The organism is Parasynechococcus sp. (genome assembly GCF_042954325.1).
GTDB lineage: Bacteria > Cyanobacteriota > Cyanobacteriia > PCC-6307 > Cyanobiaceae > Parasynechococcus.
In genome coordinates this window covers 1-13304 of the sequence record NZ_JBGKDS010000022.1, presented here as the reverse complement: position 1 = coordinate 13304, position 13304 = coordinate 1, and the positions used below count along the sequence as shown (strand labels likewise).

Annotated in this window: 15 protein-coding genes and 1 tRNA gene; 7 read left to right on the top strand and 9 right to left on the bottom strand. The window is 56.9% G+C overall.

From position 1 onward, the window contains the following. On the top strand, window positions 1–188 hold a 188-nt coding region (locus tag ACGVKB_RS03665), incomplete at its 5' end, for a hypothetical protein (protein ID WP_392349924.1). 191 nt (window positions 189–379) lie between these two features. On the opposite strand, the gene ACGVKB_RS03660 is transcribed toward ACGVKB_RS03665, so the two are convergent. Then, window positions 380–658 (bottom strand): DUF3104 domain-containing protein, encoded by a 279-nt coding sequence (locus ACGVKB_RS03660; protein WP_392349923.1) that lies wholly within the window; start codon window positions 656–658, stop codon window positions 380–382. A gap of 416 nt (window positions 659–1074) precedes the next feature. Then, window positions 1075–1266 (bottom strand): hypothetical protein, encoded by a 192-nt coding sequence (locus ACGVKB_RS03655; protein ID WP_392349922.1) that lies wholly within the window; start codon window positions 1264–1266, stop codon window positions 1075–1077. 157 nt (window positions 1267–1423) lie between these two features. Between ACGVKB_RS03655 and ACGVKB_RS03650 the strand changes: the two genes are divergently transcribed. After that, window positions 1424–1618 (top strand): hypothetical protein, encoded by a 195-nt coding sequence (locus tag ACGVKB_RS03650; protein ID WP_392349921.1) that lies wholly within the window; start codon window positions 1424–1426, stop codon window positions 1616–1618. A gap of 3 nt (window positions 1619–1621) precedes the next feature. Here the strand turns inward: ACGVKB_RS03650 and ACGVKB_RS03645 are convergent, their stop codons facing one another. The 3 genes from ACGVKB_RS03645 to ACGVKB_RS03635 all read right to left on the bottom strand — a co-directional run bounded on the left by ACGVKB_RS03645 (window position 1622) and on the right by ACGVKB_RS03635 (window position 3364). Next, window positions 1622–2116, bottom strand: coding sequence for a hypothetical protein (locus ACGVKB_RS03645; RefSeq protein WP_392349920.1), 495 nt, complete (start codon window positions 2114–2116; stop codon window positions 1622–1624). 65 nt (window positions 2117–2181) lie between these two features. Then, on the bottom strand, window positions 2182–2922 hold the full coding sequence (locus ACGVKB_RS03640; protein ID WP_392349919.1) for a 16S rRNA (uracil(1498)-N(3))-methyltransferase: 741 nt from the start codon (window positions 2920–2922) through the stop codon (window positions 2182–2184). Beyond that, complete coding sequence (locus ACGVKB_RS03635; protein WP_392349918.1) at window positions 2912–3364, bottom strand: DUF3531 family protein; 453 nt, start codon at window positions 3362–3364, stop codon at window positions 2912–2914. Before ACGVKB_RS03635 ends, ACGVKB_RS03640 begins: the two co-directional genes overlap by 11 nt. 42 nt (window positions 3365–3406) lie before the next feature. Between ACGVKB_RS03635 and ACGVKB_RS03630 the strand changes: the two genes are divergently transcribed. Both ACGVKB_RS03630 and hslO read left to right on the top strand, forming a co-directional pair. Beyond that, window positions 3407–4045 carry an ABC transporter ATP-binding protein gene (locus tag ACGVKB_RS03630; protein WP_392349917.1) on the top strand — a complete coding sequence of 213 codons (639 nt, stop codon included), beginning with the start codon at window positions 3407–3409 and terminating at the stop codon, window positions 4043–4045. 14 nt (window positions 4046–4059) lie between these two features. Further along, window positions 4060–4977 carry an Hsp33 family molecular chaperone HslO gene (gene hslO, locus ACGVKB_RS03625; protein ID WP_392349925.1) on the top strand — a complete coding sequence of 306 codons (918 nt, stop codon included), beginning with the start codon at window positions 4060–4062 and terminating at the stop codon, window positions 4975–4977. On the opposite strand, the gene ACGVKB_RS03620 is transcribed toward hslO, so the two are convergent. The 4 genes from ACGVKB_RS03620 to ACGVKB_RS03605 form a co-directional block, all read right to left on the bottom strand. After that, window positions 4974–5657, bottom strand: coding sequence for a CPP1-like family protein (locus ACGVKB_RS03620; protein ID WP_392349916.1), 684 nt, complete (start codon window positions 5655–5657; stop codon window positions 4974–4976). The genes hslO and ACGVKB_RS03620 overlap by 4 nt on opposite strands. 42 nt (window positions 5658–5699) lie before the next feature. After that, on the bottom strand, window positions 5700–5921 hold the full coding sequence (locus ACGVKB_RS03615; protein ID WP_392349915.1) for a hypothetical protein: 222 nt from the start codon (window positions 5919–5921) through the stop codon (window positions 5700–5702). 115 nt (window positions 5922–6036) lie between these two features. Then, window positions 6037–7689: a peptide chain release factor 3 gene (locus ACGVKB_RS03610; protein WP_392349914.1), complete on the bottom strand. Its 1653-nt coding sequence runs from the start codon at window positions 7687–7689 to the stop codon at window positions 6037–6039. 66 nt (window positions 7690–7755) lie between these two features. Continuing rightward, window positions 7756–8427: a class I SAM-dependent methyltransferase gene (locus ACGVKB_RS03605; RefSeq protein WP_392349913.1), complete on the bottom strand. Its 672-nt coding sequence runs from the start codon at window positions 8425–8427 to the stop codon at window positions 7756–7758. 113 nt (window positions 8428–8540) lie between these two features. Here ACGVKB_RS03605 and nrdJ point away from each other — a divergent pair, with 113 nt between their 5' ends. The 3 genes from nrdJ (at window position 8541) to ACGVKB_RS03590 (ending at window position 11611) form a co-directional block, all read left to right on the top strand. Then, a complete protein-coding gene (gene nrdJ / locus ACGVKB_RS03600) occupies window positions 8541–10871 on the top strand; it encodes a ribonucleoside-triphosphate reductase, adenosylcobalamin-dependent (protein WP_392349912.1) in 2331 nt (776 codons plus the stop codon). A 60-nt stretch (window positions 10872–10931) separates the two neighbouring features. Beyond that, a tRNA-Ser gene (locus ACGVKB_RS03595) sits at window positions 10932–11016 on the top strand. A gap of 409 nt (window positions 11017–11425) precedes the next feature. Further along, on the top strand, window positions 11426–11611 hold the full coding sequence (locus tag ACGVKB_RS03590; protein ID WP_392349911.1) for a hypothetical protein: 186 nt from the start codon (window positions 11426–11428) through the stop codon (window positions 11609–11611). Window positions 11612–13304: the final 1693 nt, after the last annotated feature.

Genomic DNA, 13304 nt, shown 5'->3' with positions numbered 1-13304 from the left:
AGATTCTTTTTGCGGTTGACCTGTTTTCTATTATTGAAACGATTGTAGACTGCAATCGGGAGATAGACGGGAAAAGTCAAAAGGGCAATGACGAAAACGTAAACGATGGTGTAACCAATCAGGCAGCCCACAATTTTTTCTCCGGGCTCACAACGCTCGGAAATCGCGAAGGCGAGATACAACGTTGACCAAAGTCCTACCCAGCCAAAAACAACAAATGACTGGATGCGCCCCAATGACCACATCACAACGTCCTCGTTAGAGCTGTTTGTCGCTTGCTTTCAATCGAAGGCAAGATGCGCCCGGGAGCCATGGAACATTTAAGGATGCCATTGCTTGCAGGGATGCTCTCTACGCGTCCTGAAGCATAAGAGCGCCTTCAACAGCGCGGCACAACATGCGTCACGCAGTCGGCGTTGACCCAGCGGATTTCACCTGAATCAACATCGGCGATTTGAAACAGAGTTGGCACCCTCGGATCTCTGGCGCCGCCATCGACACTGATGACGTCACCCATCCACCAACCGCCATCGCTGTTCTGACCCACTGTCGGAACGTCTTGAACCACAACGGTCATTCCAGGATTCACGCTTAAAAACAGTGGTGGTGGCTGGCTCTCGGTCGGCCGTGGCGCTGCAGGCCCCTTGCTCTCGCTCATGGAACTACGATTAGTGCAAATGTTCTAGCCCATTCACCACGTTCGTCCAGCCGCTGGCTGCACTCACCATTGGCTCGATGGCCTTCGCAGCCCATGGCATGCCTCGATCCAGCCCAAGCACTCTCCTGACCAGCAACGATTGAAGATTGGAACCGCCACGGACCCCAAGCATCAGATCGTGGACGTCTCAACCAAAATCATCGTCCCAAGTCCTATCGGAATCTGGCAGCGGGGGATGGCATCAACATCACCGACTTGAGGAGACATGGCGGAATAAGAACTCAGAGTCGTCCAGTCACGGCTCCAACCAGACATTGGCACACTGGACGCAACCTTGATGATCACGTCTTGAAATCGGAGATTTCAGCAGAACGAATAACAAGACTAAAAATCCTTAGGCATAGGACCGATGGTTTTTAACGAAAACCAAAGCCGTCTTGATGAATCGGCCGTTGTTGATACTTCTCGGCCAATCGTCCCAACATCACTGCCACTGCCGCATCATCTGCACCTGTTTCAGCTTGGAAGCTGCAAATCAGAGCATTGACCTGTTGAAAAAAATGAGGAATCTGATGGTCTAAATGCTCTTTTGTTGGCAAGTAAGACACAGAACAAACCGATCAGAGCTCAGCTTACGAACTTCGTGCTTGTGGCGTGAAGACATGAGATCCACGCGCTCAGCCAATCTTCAGCACGCACACCGGACAGCATCAGTGACTCCTGCCGGCAACATGCCTAGAACAAGTAGAGCGAGATGTGCATTCGATGGACCTCAATGATCTTCTGCACCGGCGTGACCAACTCAACCAGCAACTTCTGCTGAACGACTCGCGTCCCCATGGCCAAGCCATCCGTTCGGAACTGACAACGATTGAAGGTGCCTTCGCCTATCTCCGGCATCACAAGGGTCTGGACTGTCCTGCACCCTCCATGCTCCGTTGCGACATCAACGAGCGCTAGGCCTCAGGCCGGTGTCCAACTGAACGGAATCACACTCCACTGGTGCTCCTCAGCACCGGGTAGGACCGCAAGAACAGCGATTTTTTCGGGATAAGCCGTGCGGGATTGATTGACAAACGCAGCCAGGTCGTCAGAGCCGATGAGACAGCCACCCTTGCGGATTTTTTCATCCTGAAAATCGGCATAGGCATCGGAGAAGTCGCTGGCGTAGCGGCTCAGCATCTCGTCCATCGCCTCCTGGGGCTGAGCCACTTCTGCACTGATCTCCAGCCATTCCCGGATCAGAGGGTTTTCAATTGCGGTGGAGACAGGGACCACACCCCCAACACCACCCACACCGATCTGAACCTGCCGCGGGGGTTGATGCCTGGCATCTACAACGACGACCGGGCAATTGAGATCCCAACTCGCCCGATTCCTCATTTGCAGATAGGCATCTTCCAGGACCTCACGACAGATCGAAGTCAGCTCGGTGATGGTGATCTCGAGGTTGGCCATCTCAGAAGCTCTGACGGGTGATCACCACCACGCTATGAACTCAGTCGCAACGCCGCAGCCCCGTCTTACTGCCGCTGAGACTCTCGCCACTGCACCAACTCAACGGCTCCACGAACCGCTGCTGTTGAACTGCGCAGAATGGAGCTGCCGAGGGAAACCGGTGTGAGCCGGCCCGTCGTCATCAGGGTTTGCTCCTCAGCACTCCAGCCACCCTCAGGCCCCACCACCAGCCAAGTCTTCTCTGGGGCGTCACCATCCATCAACCAAGCAGACAACGGTGACGCTTGGTGCTGCCGTGTCACCGCCATGGCGATCCGGGCATCGGATCCCGAGAGGCAATCGATCAGAGAAACCACAGGATGGAGCACCGGAGCCCAGAGCCGCTCACACTGTTCCACTGACTCCTGAACAATCGATTGCCAACGCTCTTGCCGTTGCTCGGCTTGGGGCACACAACGCTCCGTGATCACGGGATGGAGGTCATCGATGCCCAATTCACAGGCCATCCGAATCCAAACATCGGTATCCCGACGCATGAGCGCGACGACCAATCCAAGCCGATGGCTGGGTCTGGGTTCATAGTCCTGCGGTGTATCAGGGTCAGAGGCGAGCATCAGTCGATCGGAGCTGTCCAGGCTGGCGAGCCAAAGTCCACCCTGACCATCAACAACATCCACCTGATCCCCCACCCGCAACCGCAGCACACGCCGCAGATAATGCCGTTCGGACTCCGACAAAGGGATTTGACGTCCATCCCCAACCCGATGGACTGGATCCATCAGGAGGCGCCGACGTTCACGACCCACCGTTGGGGAAGACGCTATCGGGATGTTCCTCGACGGGCCAATCCTCGTTGATCCCACCGATCACAAGCTCAGCAATCTGAACAACGTCAGAATCCAGCTGGCGCAGAGCGTTGATCAGGACATCCAGGCCGATGCCGTCACTGGTGCCGAGATCGATCCAAAAACGCCCCCACATGCCCTGGTATTCCATCTGGCCCATGTTGTGCATCAGGGCCGGCAGTGCTGATTGAGCATCGTCGTTGTCGTAGCTCATCCAGCTCAGATCAGAGCTGTTGTCATGGACCTGCAGATTCTCCGCATTGAATCCACCGAGGCGTCCAATCACGTACCAACTATCCAGAACACCATCGACATAGCTGATTTCACCGGAACTGGGAGCCTCTGGAAAACGAAGCCAGATCCAGCAATTGAATGGGTCAATCTCGCGAAAACGAACGTCCATGGGACCAGCGCGTCCTTCGCATCATCGGTCAAGCTGTGACGGATGCTTGAACTGCAGAATCTCACCTACGCGCCTGCCACGGCGGCATCTGCCGTCCTACGGGACGTCAGCTTTGTGGCACGTGCGGGCCAACCTGTTCTGATTTCAGGCGCCAGCGGGTCTGGAAAGACCAGTCTGTTGGACATGATCAGCGGCCTCTCCCGCGAGCGCTCTGGACAGGTGCTGTGGAATGGGGAAGCGTTATCTCCACGCCAGCGACGCTGGATCACCGGGATGGTGTTTCAGTTCCCGGAGCGTCATTTTCTAGGGCTCACCGTTGCCCAGGAATTGCGTTTGGGTCTGCGGCGTCTGAGTACGGAAGCGCAGGAACAGGTACTGAATCGCGTCGGGCTGACGGGCATCGACCGCAGCACCCAACCGGAGCGCCTCAGTGGAGGACAGCAACGTCGGCTGGCCATCGCGGTGCAGTTGCTCCGGGGCGCCAATGTGCTGCTGCTCGATGAACCCACAGCCGGACTGGACTGGTCAGTGCGCGACGACGTGCTGCAGTTGTTGGCCGAACTGGCCCGTGAGCAGGTGCTGATCGTGGTCACCCATGAGCCCGAACTCTTCAAAAGCTGGGCTTGCCAACGGCATCAGCTGAAAAACGGCGAGCTGATGCCGATGTCTACATTGCCCTGAGCGGAACGATTAATTTGGCCGACCGGTTGGTCCGAGCAACGGCTGCGGGGGGAGGAATCCGCCTGGTGGCGGTCTCAACAACGGACACCCTGCGGGAAGCACAGCGTCGCCATGGGCTGTCATATCTGACCACCGTGCTGCTGGGCCGCTCCATGAGTGCCGGGCTGATGCTCGCGAGTTCGATGAAGGTGCGGCACGGACGGGTGAATTTGCGGGTGGGCTCCGATGGCCCCTTGCGGGGCTTGATGGTGGATGCCGGTCGGGACGGCACCGTCCGCGGCTACGTCGGCAACCCTGAACTGGAGCTGGATCCGGTCGCTGATGCCGATGGCCACTACGGCTTTGACTTCAAGGCAGCGGTGGGCACCGGTTATCTCCACGTCATGCGCGATGACGGCAAAGGGGAACCGTTCAACAGCACTGTGGAGCTGGTGAACGGCGGCATCGGTGAGGACGTTGCCTCTTACCTTCTGCACTCCGAGCAGACACCATCGGCGGTGTTCGTCGGCGAAACGATTCGCAGCGACGGGCTCGAATCCAGCGGTGGCCTGCTGGTTCAAGTGCTGCCCAAGGCCGCTCAAGAACCTGCCCTGGTGGAGCTCCTTGAAATGCGCTGCCGCGAAGTGGAGGATTTCAGTGGACGTCTCAGCCGTTGTCAGAACTCCCTGGAAGATCTCCTGATGGATGTCTTTCCTGACCTTGATCCCAAACCACTGGATGGCGCTGAATCCAATCAGCCGCTGTCGTTTCACTGCCGTTGCAGCAGGGAACGCAGCATCGGCGCTCTCAAGATGCTCGGACGGGACGAACTCCAGGACATGCTGATTGAAGATGGACAGGCTGAACTGACCTGCCACTTCTGCAGCAACCGATATGTGGTCGATCGAGAGGAGCTGAGTTCCCTGATCGATGAATTTCCGAGCGCGGCCTAAGCCAGCAGTAGAGCCGTGAGCCAGAGCAGCACTGCTGCGGGAATGGCTTGGATCTGATCGGAATTCAAGTTCAACTGGTCCACGGCTGACGGTGACAGGGCTGCGGCCAGCACACCACCGGCGACCAAGCCCACCACCACAGAGGCAAGGGTCCAACCCAAGGACGATAGGGGGCGCCGACCGCGGCGAACGGCACTGACGTAGCCACCGATCAGACCGAGGGCAAGGACCAGCTGAACACTGTCTGAGCTCAGCAGCAAGGCCACCATCGCCAAGGAACCAATCCCGAGCCTGATCCACAGACCTGGCCCTTGAACCAGGGCCACCTGAGGCCGCATATCGCTAATCGCCTGACCGGCATCCATCAATTTGGGCTGGAGCTTCTGCAGGACACCGGTGGCCTGGAACGCCGTCGACTTGTTGCCCGACTCCTCGCGGACTGAAGCGTCGGCGGCCGCTTCGCTGAGCTGACCCTGTTGGCGCTCACGCAAGCGCGACATCAACACAGCGTCGTAGGCCGACTCCACGCGAGCGCGGGCCTGTTGATCATCACCGACTTGATCGAGGCAGGCTTGTCTGGCCTGCTGCACCTGCTCAAAGCTGGCGCCCTGGGACAGGCCCAGCCTTGCGTAGGGATCTTCAGCGTTCTGATCAGGACCTGAATCACCTACCGCTGCCATTGCACTGAAGCCTCGACTTAGGCAGAGGCTAATCAGCTGCGATCAGAACAGCGGTGCTCCGTGGCGAAAGCCTTCGCTGTGTTCGAGTCGATTGAGGCGAGTGGTCGCATCGTCGGGATGAAGACGTTGCCGACGCTTGATCAGAGGCATTTGTGGAGGAAGGTGATATCCCTCCAGGATTTCGATGAGATCGTGTTGAGGTCGGAAACAGACGTAATCAGTTCCCCCATCGTCGCAGCTGCGCAGCAGCCAGAGAGTTCCCATCCAATGCTCAGCTCGCTGAACTCAGTCTGGCGGGGCCGAGATGCAGCCGTGGCTGACAACAACGGCCAAGGTTCCATTGCGTCGATAACCGGACAGATCCGGCGCAAAGCAACCATCAAAGACTGATCGGTTCCACTCCGCTCACCACCGGTGCAACGGCACTGAGTTCGAGGTCAGGGTGATCTTCATTGAGTTGGTTGAGGTTCCACTCGTTTTTAAACAACAGAACCGGACGATCCCAGGCATCACGCACGGTCTTGCAATTGAAGATTCGACCAATACGCTCCAATTGTGGCCAGCCACCACTCACCCAACGCGCCACCTGATATCCCAACGGTTCCAGCCGTGTTTCAACACCGTATTCGTTTTCCAGGCGGTGCTGGACCACCTCGAGCTGAAGCTGGCCAACGGCCGCCAGAATGGGATCGCGTTTGCTTTCATCGGTGTCGTACAAAATCTGTACGGCACCTTCTTCCCGCAGTTCATTCACTCCCTTACGGAAATTCTTGAATGCTGAAGGATTGGGGTTTCGCAACCAGCTGAAAATTTCAGGGCTGAAACAGGGGATCCCCTCATACTCAACCTTCGACCCCACATACAACGTATCCCCGATGGCAAACATGCCTGGATTGTTCAGGCCGATCACATCGCCGGGATAGGCATCTTCCACAACGGCACGATCCTGACCAAACAACTTTTGTGGCCTGGACAAACGGATGGCTTTGCCCGTTCGCGCATGTTTCACGGTCATGTCTTTTTCAAACCGACCACTGCAAACCCGCACAAAAGCCACACGGTCACGGTGACGCGGATCCATGTTGGCCTGCAGTTTGAACACGAAACCGCTGAAGCCCTCCCGCAACGGATCGACCAATCCTTCACTGCTGGACCTGGCAATCGGCCGTTGTGCCATTTCCAGAAAGGCATCCAGAAAGGGACGCACTCCGAAGTTGGTCATGGCGGATCCAAAGAACACCGGCGTGAGCTCACCGGCATGCACGAGCTCAAGGTCCAGTTCGGCCCCGGCCGCCTCCAGCAAATCGAGCTCCTCGACAGCCGCATCGAGCAAGTCCTCCTCCACCAATTCCCTGAGCTGAGGATCGTCCAGCTTCAGGCGCTGCTCCGTGGCCTGTCGGCCGCGTTCCGCCCGACTGAACAACATCACATCGCGGCTGCGTCGATCGATCACCCCACGGAATTGTTCACCGCTCCCGATCGGCCAGTTCACCGCCCAAGGGGTCAGCTCCAGCTCAGACTCAATCTCGTCCAGAAGACTGAGTGGATCCCGACCGGGACGGTCCATCTTGTTGATGAACGTGAAAATCGGGATCTCTCGCATGCGACAGACCTCAAACAATTTGCGTGTTTGAGGCTCAAGTCCCTTAGCGGCATCTTCCAACATCACGGCGTTGTCAGCCGCCGCCAGGGTTCGGTAGGTGTCTTCTGAAAAATCCTGGTGACCAGGGGTATCGAGAAGATTGATCGTGGTGGCGTCGTAGTCGAACTGAAGAACAGTGGAGGTGATCGAGATCCCGCGCTGTTTCTCGAGCTCCATCCAGTCGGATGTGACCTTGCGTTGTTCGCCGCGGGCCTTGACAGCCCCAGCCTCTTGGATGGCGCCGCCGTAGAGCAACAACTTCTCAGTCAGCGTTGTCTTGCCCGCATCAGGGTGGGAAATGATCGCAAAATTGCGCCGCCGGTCTACGGCGTTGGCAAGCAGGTCTCCCAGGCCCTGATCCGCGGCTGTCGGGGCAGCTGACTGACTCATCTCGTCCTCACAGTGACCCCAGCCTGCCAGGGCAGAGTCCAATGGCGATGGCGATCATGGGCGAGATCAGAGCACTCCAACCACCGTTAAATAACGGTCGTCCTCTGCCTGCACGGTCAGATGGTCCAGGTCAAGCCGTTTCAACTGCGCCTGCACCTCCTCGATGGTGAAAGCGGCCCGCAACGACGCGCGGTAATCGGCAATCAAACAATCCGGTGCTGACGGGAGATAACGCTGCTGAAGCCGGTCAAGCTCAACCTCGGAGTCGGGGCGACGCAGATCCCGATGCACGATCGCCGTGCCAGACCCACCGCAACAACGAACCAGGCGCCAGAGCTCGAGGGGATCGTGGAGGTGATGCAACAGGCTGTTGCTCACCACAGCAGCGGCAGGAGCTATCGATGTGGGCAGGGACATCGCGCTGAGCTGTTGCAGGGAGGCCTCAAGGAACCGAGCGGCGACGCCCTGGTGCTGGGCTCGCTCCCGAGCGACGGTGAGCATGGGAGCCGAACCATCGATCCCGATCACATCGGCTTCAGGCCAGTGCTCGGCCAGGCGCAGGGTGATGTTTCCGGGGCCACAACCAAGATCCACCAGCCTCAGCGGACCAGGACGGCCCTCCAATAACGGTTCCAGGAGTTCGATCAGAACACGATCGCCAGCACTGAAATCAGCTCCGGCATAGGCACGAACCTGATCCGGGTCCGTCATTAGCTCCGGCTCAGGACGACGCTGCATCAGTTCGCACCGTTTTCGGAATCAGCATGATTAAAGCGCTGTAACTGGTGGTATGGAACTCTTGCCCACCCCATCTGTGGCGTTAGTGTGACCGCACCTAAGTGCCTACGCACGTGACACTGACTCCGAGTCGCGCTGAAGTCGCCGCGAACGCGAGCGCCAAGCTCGGCGACTTCCCCATCAGCGCTCCAGCTGCAAATCCTGTCTTTTATCGGACCTACAGCCGTCGAACCCCCGGCGGACGAGAAAGTTGGAGCCAAGTGGGCCAACGCAACCTGAGTGGACTCCAGAAACTTGGAGATCTGAGTCAGGAAGAAGTTGATCTGATGGCACGGATGCAGGCTGAGAAAAAGGCCCTGCCGTCCGGTCGTTGGCTGTGGATCGGTGGCACACCCTGGATCGAACAGCAGGAAAATTTCTCAGGTTCTTACAACTGCACCTCCACCAATCTCATCGATTGGGAAGCCTTCGGTCTGATGATGGACCTGGCGATGATGGGCTGTGGAACCGGGGCGATCATCGAACCCCATCTCATCAATCGCCTGCCAGCGATTCGCAACAGGCTGGAAGTGGTCTCAGTCAGCGAGATCGGCGTGACTCCTGAAGGTGAACGCCAGGAGAGCTGCACCCATGCGATTGACGGCAATACGGTGCGCATCAAGGTTGGAGACACGCGACGCGGGTGGGTCGACAGCTACCAGTTGCTGCTCGAGTTGTGCAGCGATCCTCGCTTCGACGGTGGAACCGTATCGATCGAAGTCGATCTCAACGACGTGCGTCCCGTCGGCGAAACCCTGAAGGGCTTCGGGGGGATGGCCAATCCAGTCAAGTTGAAAGACCTTTATGGCCGCGTGGCACGGCTGCTGAACAAAGCCATCGGCCGCCAACTCACATCCATCGAATGCTGCTTGCTGATCGATGAAGCCGCCGTCACGATTGTGGCCGGCAACATCCGGCGCAGTGCGGGGATGCGGCAGTTTTCCTCCGACGACACCAGCGCGTCATCCGCTAAGGACAATCTTTGGCAGCAAGACAGCGAAGGCAACTGGCGCATCGATCCGGAACGGGATGCCCTACGCATGGCCAACCACACCCGTGTGTATCACACCCGACCCAGCAAAGACGTGGTTCTTGCGGCTGTCACCAAACAGTTCCACTCCGGGGAAGGTGCGATTCAGTTCGCCCCTGAAGCCATTGCCCGCTCGAATGCTGATCTGCTCACCACACCGGAACTGAGGCAGGAATTCATCGAGATTTACTGCGATCAGGGCCGAGACGAAGCCGGCCGCTGGTTGCAGACCAACCACGGCACGATCAGCGATGCCGAACTCGAGCATCGCCTTGGGCGCTATGGCCTGAATCCCTGCGGCGAAATTCTGGGTGCTGATTTCCACTGCAACCTGGCGGAAATTCACCTCAACCAGATTGATCCGAACGATCTCCAAGCGCAGGAAGATGCCTTTAAAGCGGGTGCTCTTTCCGTGGCTTGCCTGCTGAACCACCGCTTTGAGGTCGAGCGATACCGCCAAAGCCGTGAATGGGACCCGATCGTCGGGGTCAGCTTCACTGGCCTGTTTGATTTCTTCGTTCATGCCTTCGGCACCGAATGGCTGCTGTGGTGGCAAGCCGGACGGCCGGACACCGAAGCCGGCCAGGCCTTCAAAGACAAGGAAGCGGCTTATCTGAGCCGCTGGAAGTCAATCGTCAATGACACCGTTTGGGATTATTGCGACCGCCACGGGCTGCGTCGGCCCAACCGCTGCACAACGGTGCAACCGGCTGGCACCAAGAGCTTGCTCACCGGCGCAGCCCCCGGCTGGCACCCCCCCAAAGCACAGCGCTTCATCCGACGGATCACCTTCCGCAAGAACGATCCCGTGGCCATGGCCTGCATGGACTACGGCTACACCATCGTTCCGTCGCAGTCGGACAAAGATGACGACGGACGTCTGCTCAACGATCCCTTCGACCCCCGCTGCACTGAATGGCTGGTCGAGATTCCAACCGAAGTGAGCTGGGCGAATCTGCCGGGAGCCGATTCCGTTGACATCAACGCCTTCTCAGCGATGGCGCAGTTCGACTTCTATATGCAGGTTCAACGGCATTACACCGCCCACAACACCTCAGCAACGATTGAATTCCGTGAGAACGAAATCGAAGCGCTCTCCGAGGCGCTGCACCAGGCGATGCTGAACGGTGAGGGCTACATCTCTGCAGCCCTGCTGGCGCGCTTTGACGCCAATGCCACCTTCCCGAGGCTCCCGTTCGAGCCGATCGATGCGGCCACCTATGAACAGATGCAGGCTGATGTGGTCAAACGACGCGTCAGCAGCGACTTCTTCGAAGCCCTGCAGCGTTATGACCAGGGTGAACTGACCGAAGCAGGACCTGCCGGCTGTGACTCGGACAAGTGCCTGCTGCCACTGGCGAAGCCGGGCAACTGATCAGCGGACGACACACTAAAATCAGGACGGATTTCGGTTCAACCGGGATTCGTCCCACCTGGAGAGGTGGTCGAGTGGTTGATGGCTCTGGTCTTGAAAACCAGCGATGTGAAAGCATCCGTGGGTTCGAATCCCACCCTCTCCGTTGCAACCAACCCATCACCGACATCCCTGACAGGATCGGGATTTTTGATGGGATCTGGGAGCTCCAGCCAACTGAGACGGCTGGATGTCAGCAGTCGGTGATTTGACCTATTGCAGCCTCGGTTCCATTGCTTAAATTGCAGGCGCACCACCGAAAGCGCCGCCAATGGGCTGCCATCGGATTTGCACAGATTTGCCTTGAACAACGCCTCACTCATTCGCGAAGCTGAGCTTCAACGCCTCGAAGCCTGTCTGGCACATGACAAGGCCCTTCCGACAGCAAGACAAGCTGCTGAGGATGAGAGCCGCCAGGAGCTCAATAGCCAAGACAACATCGAGACTCAGAGCTGATCAGCTGGACTCAACGGCCCCACCAAGGCCATGATGAAGAGAACCTAAAGGAGGCCGTCATGACGATGGGCCCATCCTGTCCCCTACGCCTCGGAACGCTCGACAGTCCTGATTACTGGACCGACGATGCGCTTATCGCCGCTGTACGCCCCCTCTCAGCTGCTGAACTCCACCGTCTGGCGGTTGGCTCCAATCAGCAGCAACGGCGCCAGCGATCCTGCAGCGAGCGCAACATCGCTCCTTGATCCAGAGCCAATGTCAGGCGTCGGGCCTTGCGGGAACGCTTGCATGAAACTCAGCACTATGCGCTCGGATTGACGAGGTCGAAACGACCCAAAACCACTGATCAAGACGGAACGAACCGGAGTGATCACGATCACAGCGGGACTTGAGGCACGTCATCGCGATGGAAGCTCGATCCAGCGATGGTTTGTGCATCGGCGAGAACGACCGTCATGCTCCCAACCGGTGCACATCAGAATCAAGACAACCATCCCCAAGGCCGACGAAGGTGGAAACATCGAGTGCTCCGATGGTTCGCCAATGTCTGCGATTGGCTCTATGGGTCGATGAACGTGGCCGCCCTTGGGAAGCAGGGAGCCCATCGAACGCGCAAACAAGGCATGGCAAAACTTGGCCATAAAACGGGAAAGACGTATGCCTTATCCGAACAGGGAGGGGACCCCACAACTCACTATCTTCTTTATTCCATCAAAGCGGTGGAAGATGGATGCCAGACGGCAGGCCCAAAACAATGTCGAAATAAGAAAAGCTTGGGCAATCGTTGAAAACGAGTGTCCAAAGATCAGGCTTCAAATCAGCTCAACAACACAGTCATACCGGGGCAAAAGACGGTCAACCAAGGTGAGCCCAAAGAGTGCTTTCATAAGATGATGGTCGAGCTAAGAAGACAAACCCACAACCAGAATGCATCAACCGACTGAGAACTAGTGCGGCAGACCCCTCATCATCAAGGATTCGAACACGAAGAACGCAAGAAAAAAAAGAACGATTCCAACCACCAAGAACTTACCGTTCATCAAAACATGCCTTTCGACTCAATTGTATCGATTCACACAGGATGGACCAGGTCAACTAACAGCGCTCCTACTCTGATTACAGATTTATCAGAGTGCGGCGGCCATCTAAAGACTCGTAGCAATAAGTACAAGCTTCCAGATAACTACAGATTTAATTGCCCCCAGAAGCGCACGGCATGCCAGCGAAAGCACTTATGTTGGCCCGAATCGTGCACACTCCATGTCCCACTCAGAGTTGTCGTCACTGAAGTGGGAGTCAGACGGAGAAATGTCTGCTCACGACACATTCAATCTTGTCAAAAAACTGACCAAAACCGAAGAAGACGACAAAGCATCAAATTTGCTGCATCTCTCCTCCAAACACAGCCATTCAAAAGCCAAGAAAAGTGCACACCACAACAATTAAAGCGTAGGCCTAGATACAACTCGCACACAGAATCGGTTGCAACGGTGCAAAGCGAGCAATTTTATCGCTCGAAATTGCCAACCAAGAGCACCATAGAAGCCTCAAAATATCACTCTCTCGACGCATTAGGGGCAATTCAAAGAGATCCTCTTAAGACAGTCAACGCAATCAACAGGACAAGCTGATGATTGAAAATAAAATCAAATACAGAGCCAGGTCTGTCACCAAAGTGATTCTGCAGTGGATCTTCATTTCTACGCTGTCAAATTATCCGTTAGTTCATAATCAAACACTCAAAATACCCTCATCAGAACAATCGAGCGAGCACGCAACCAAGCAGCCAGGAAGATGCGAATGGAAATTTCAATTCGTCGTGCCACTTGCGACCACGGCATTCAACGAGGCGATAACACTGTGGTGCAAAAATCCGACCAGATTAAAAGCATCAAAAAGTTGACAACGGTAGCTTCCAACCCAGCATCGAATAGCGAT

What these genes read in the sequence shown, in the direction of transcription:
- ACGVKB_RS03660 (WP_392349923.1), bottom strand. Translation starts at nt 658, where the DNA reads ATGAGCGAGAGCAAGGGGCCTGCAGCGCCACGGCCGACCGAGAGCCAG.
- ACGVKB_RS03650 (WP_392349921.1), top strand. Translation starts at nt 1,424, where the DNA reads ATGGACCTCAATGATCTTCTGCACCGGCGTGACCAACTCAACCAGCAA.
- ACGVKB_RS03645 (WP_392349920.1), bottom strand. Translation starts at nt 2,116, where the DNA reads ATGGCCAACCTCGAGATCACCATCACCGAGCTGACTTCGATCTGTCGT.
- ACGVKB_RS03635 (WP_392349918.1), bottom strand. Translation starts at nt 3,364, where the DNA reads ATGGACGTTCGTTTTCGCGAGATTGACCCATTCAATTGCTGGATCTGG.
- ACGVKB_RS03630 (WP_392349917.1), top strand. Translation starts at nt 3,407, where the DNA reads ATGCTTGAACTGCAGAATCTCACCTACGCGCCTGCCACGGCGGCATCT.
- ACGVKB_RS03620 (WP_392349916.1), bottom strand. Translation starts at nt 5,657, where the DNA reads ATGGCAGCGGTAGGTGATTCAGGTCCTGATCAGAACGCTGAAGATCCC.
- ACGVKB_RS03615 (WP_392349915.1), bottom strand. Translation starts at nt 5,921, where the DNA reads ATGGGAACTCTCTGGCTGCTGCGCAGCTGCGACGATGGGGGAACTGAT.
- ACGVKB_RS03610 (WP_392349914.1), bottom strand. Translation starts at nt 7,689, where the DNA reads ATGAGTCAGTCAGCTGCCCCGACAGCCGCGGATCAGGGCCTGGGAGAC.
- ACGVKB_RS03605 (WP_392349913.1), bottom strand. Translation starts at nt 8,427, where the DNA reads ATGCAGCGTCGTCCTGAGCCGGAGCTAATGACGGACCCGGATCAGGTT.
- ACGVKB_RS03590 (WP_392349911.1), top strand. Translation starts at nt 11,426, where the DNA reads ATGACGATGGGCCCATCCTGTCCCCTACGCCTCGGAACGCTCGACAGT.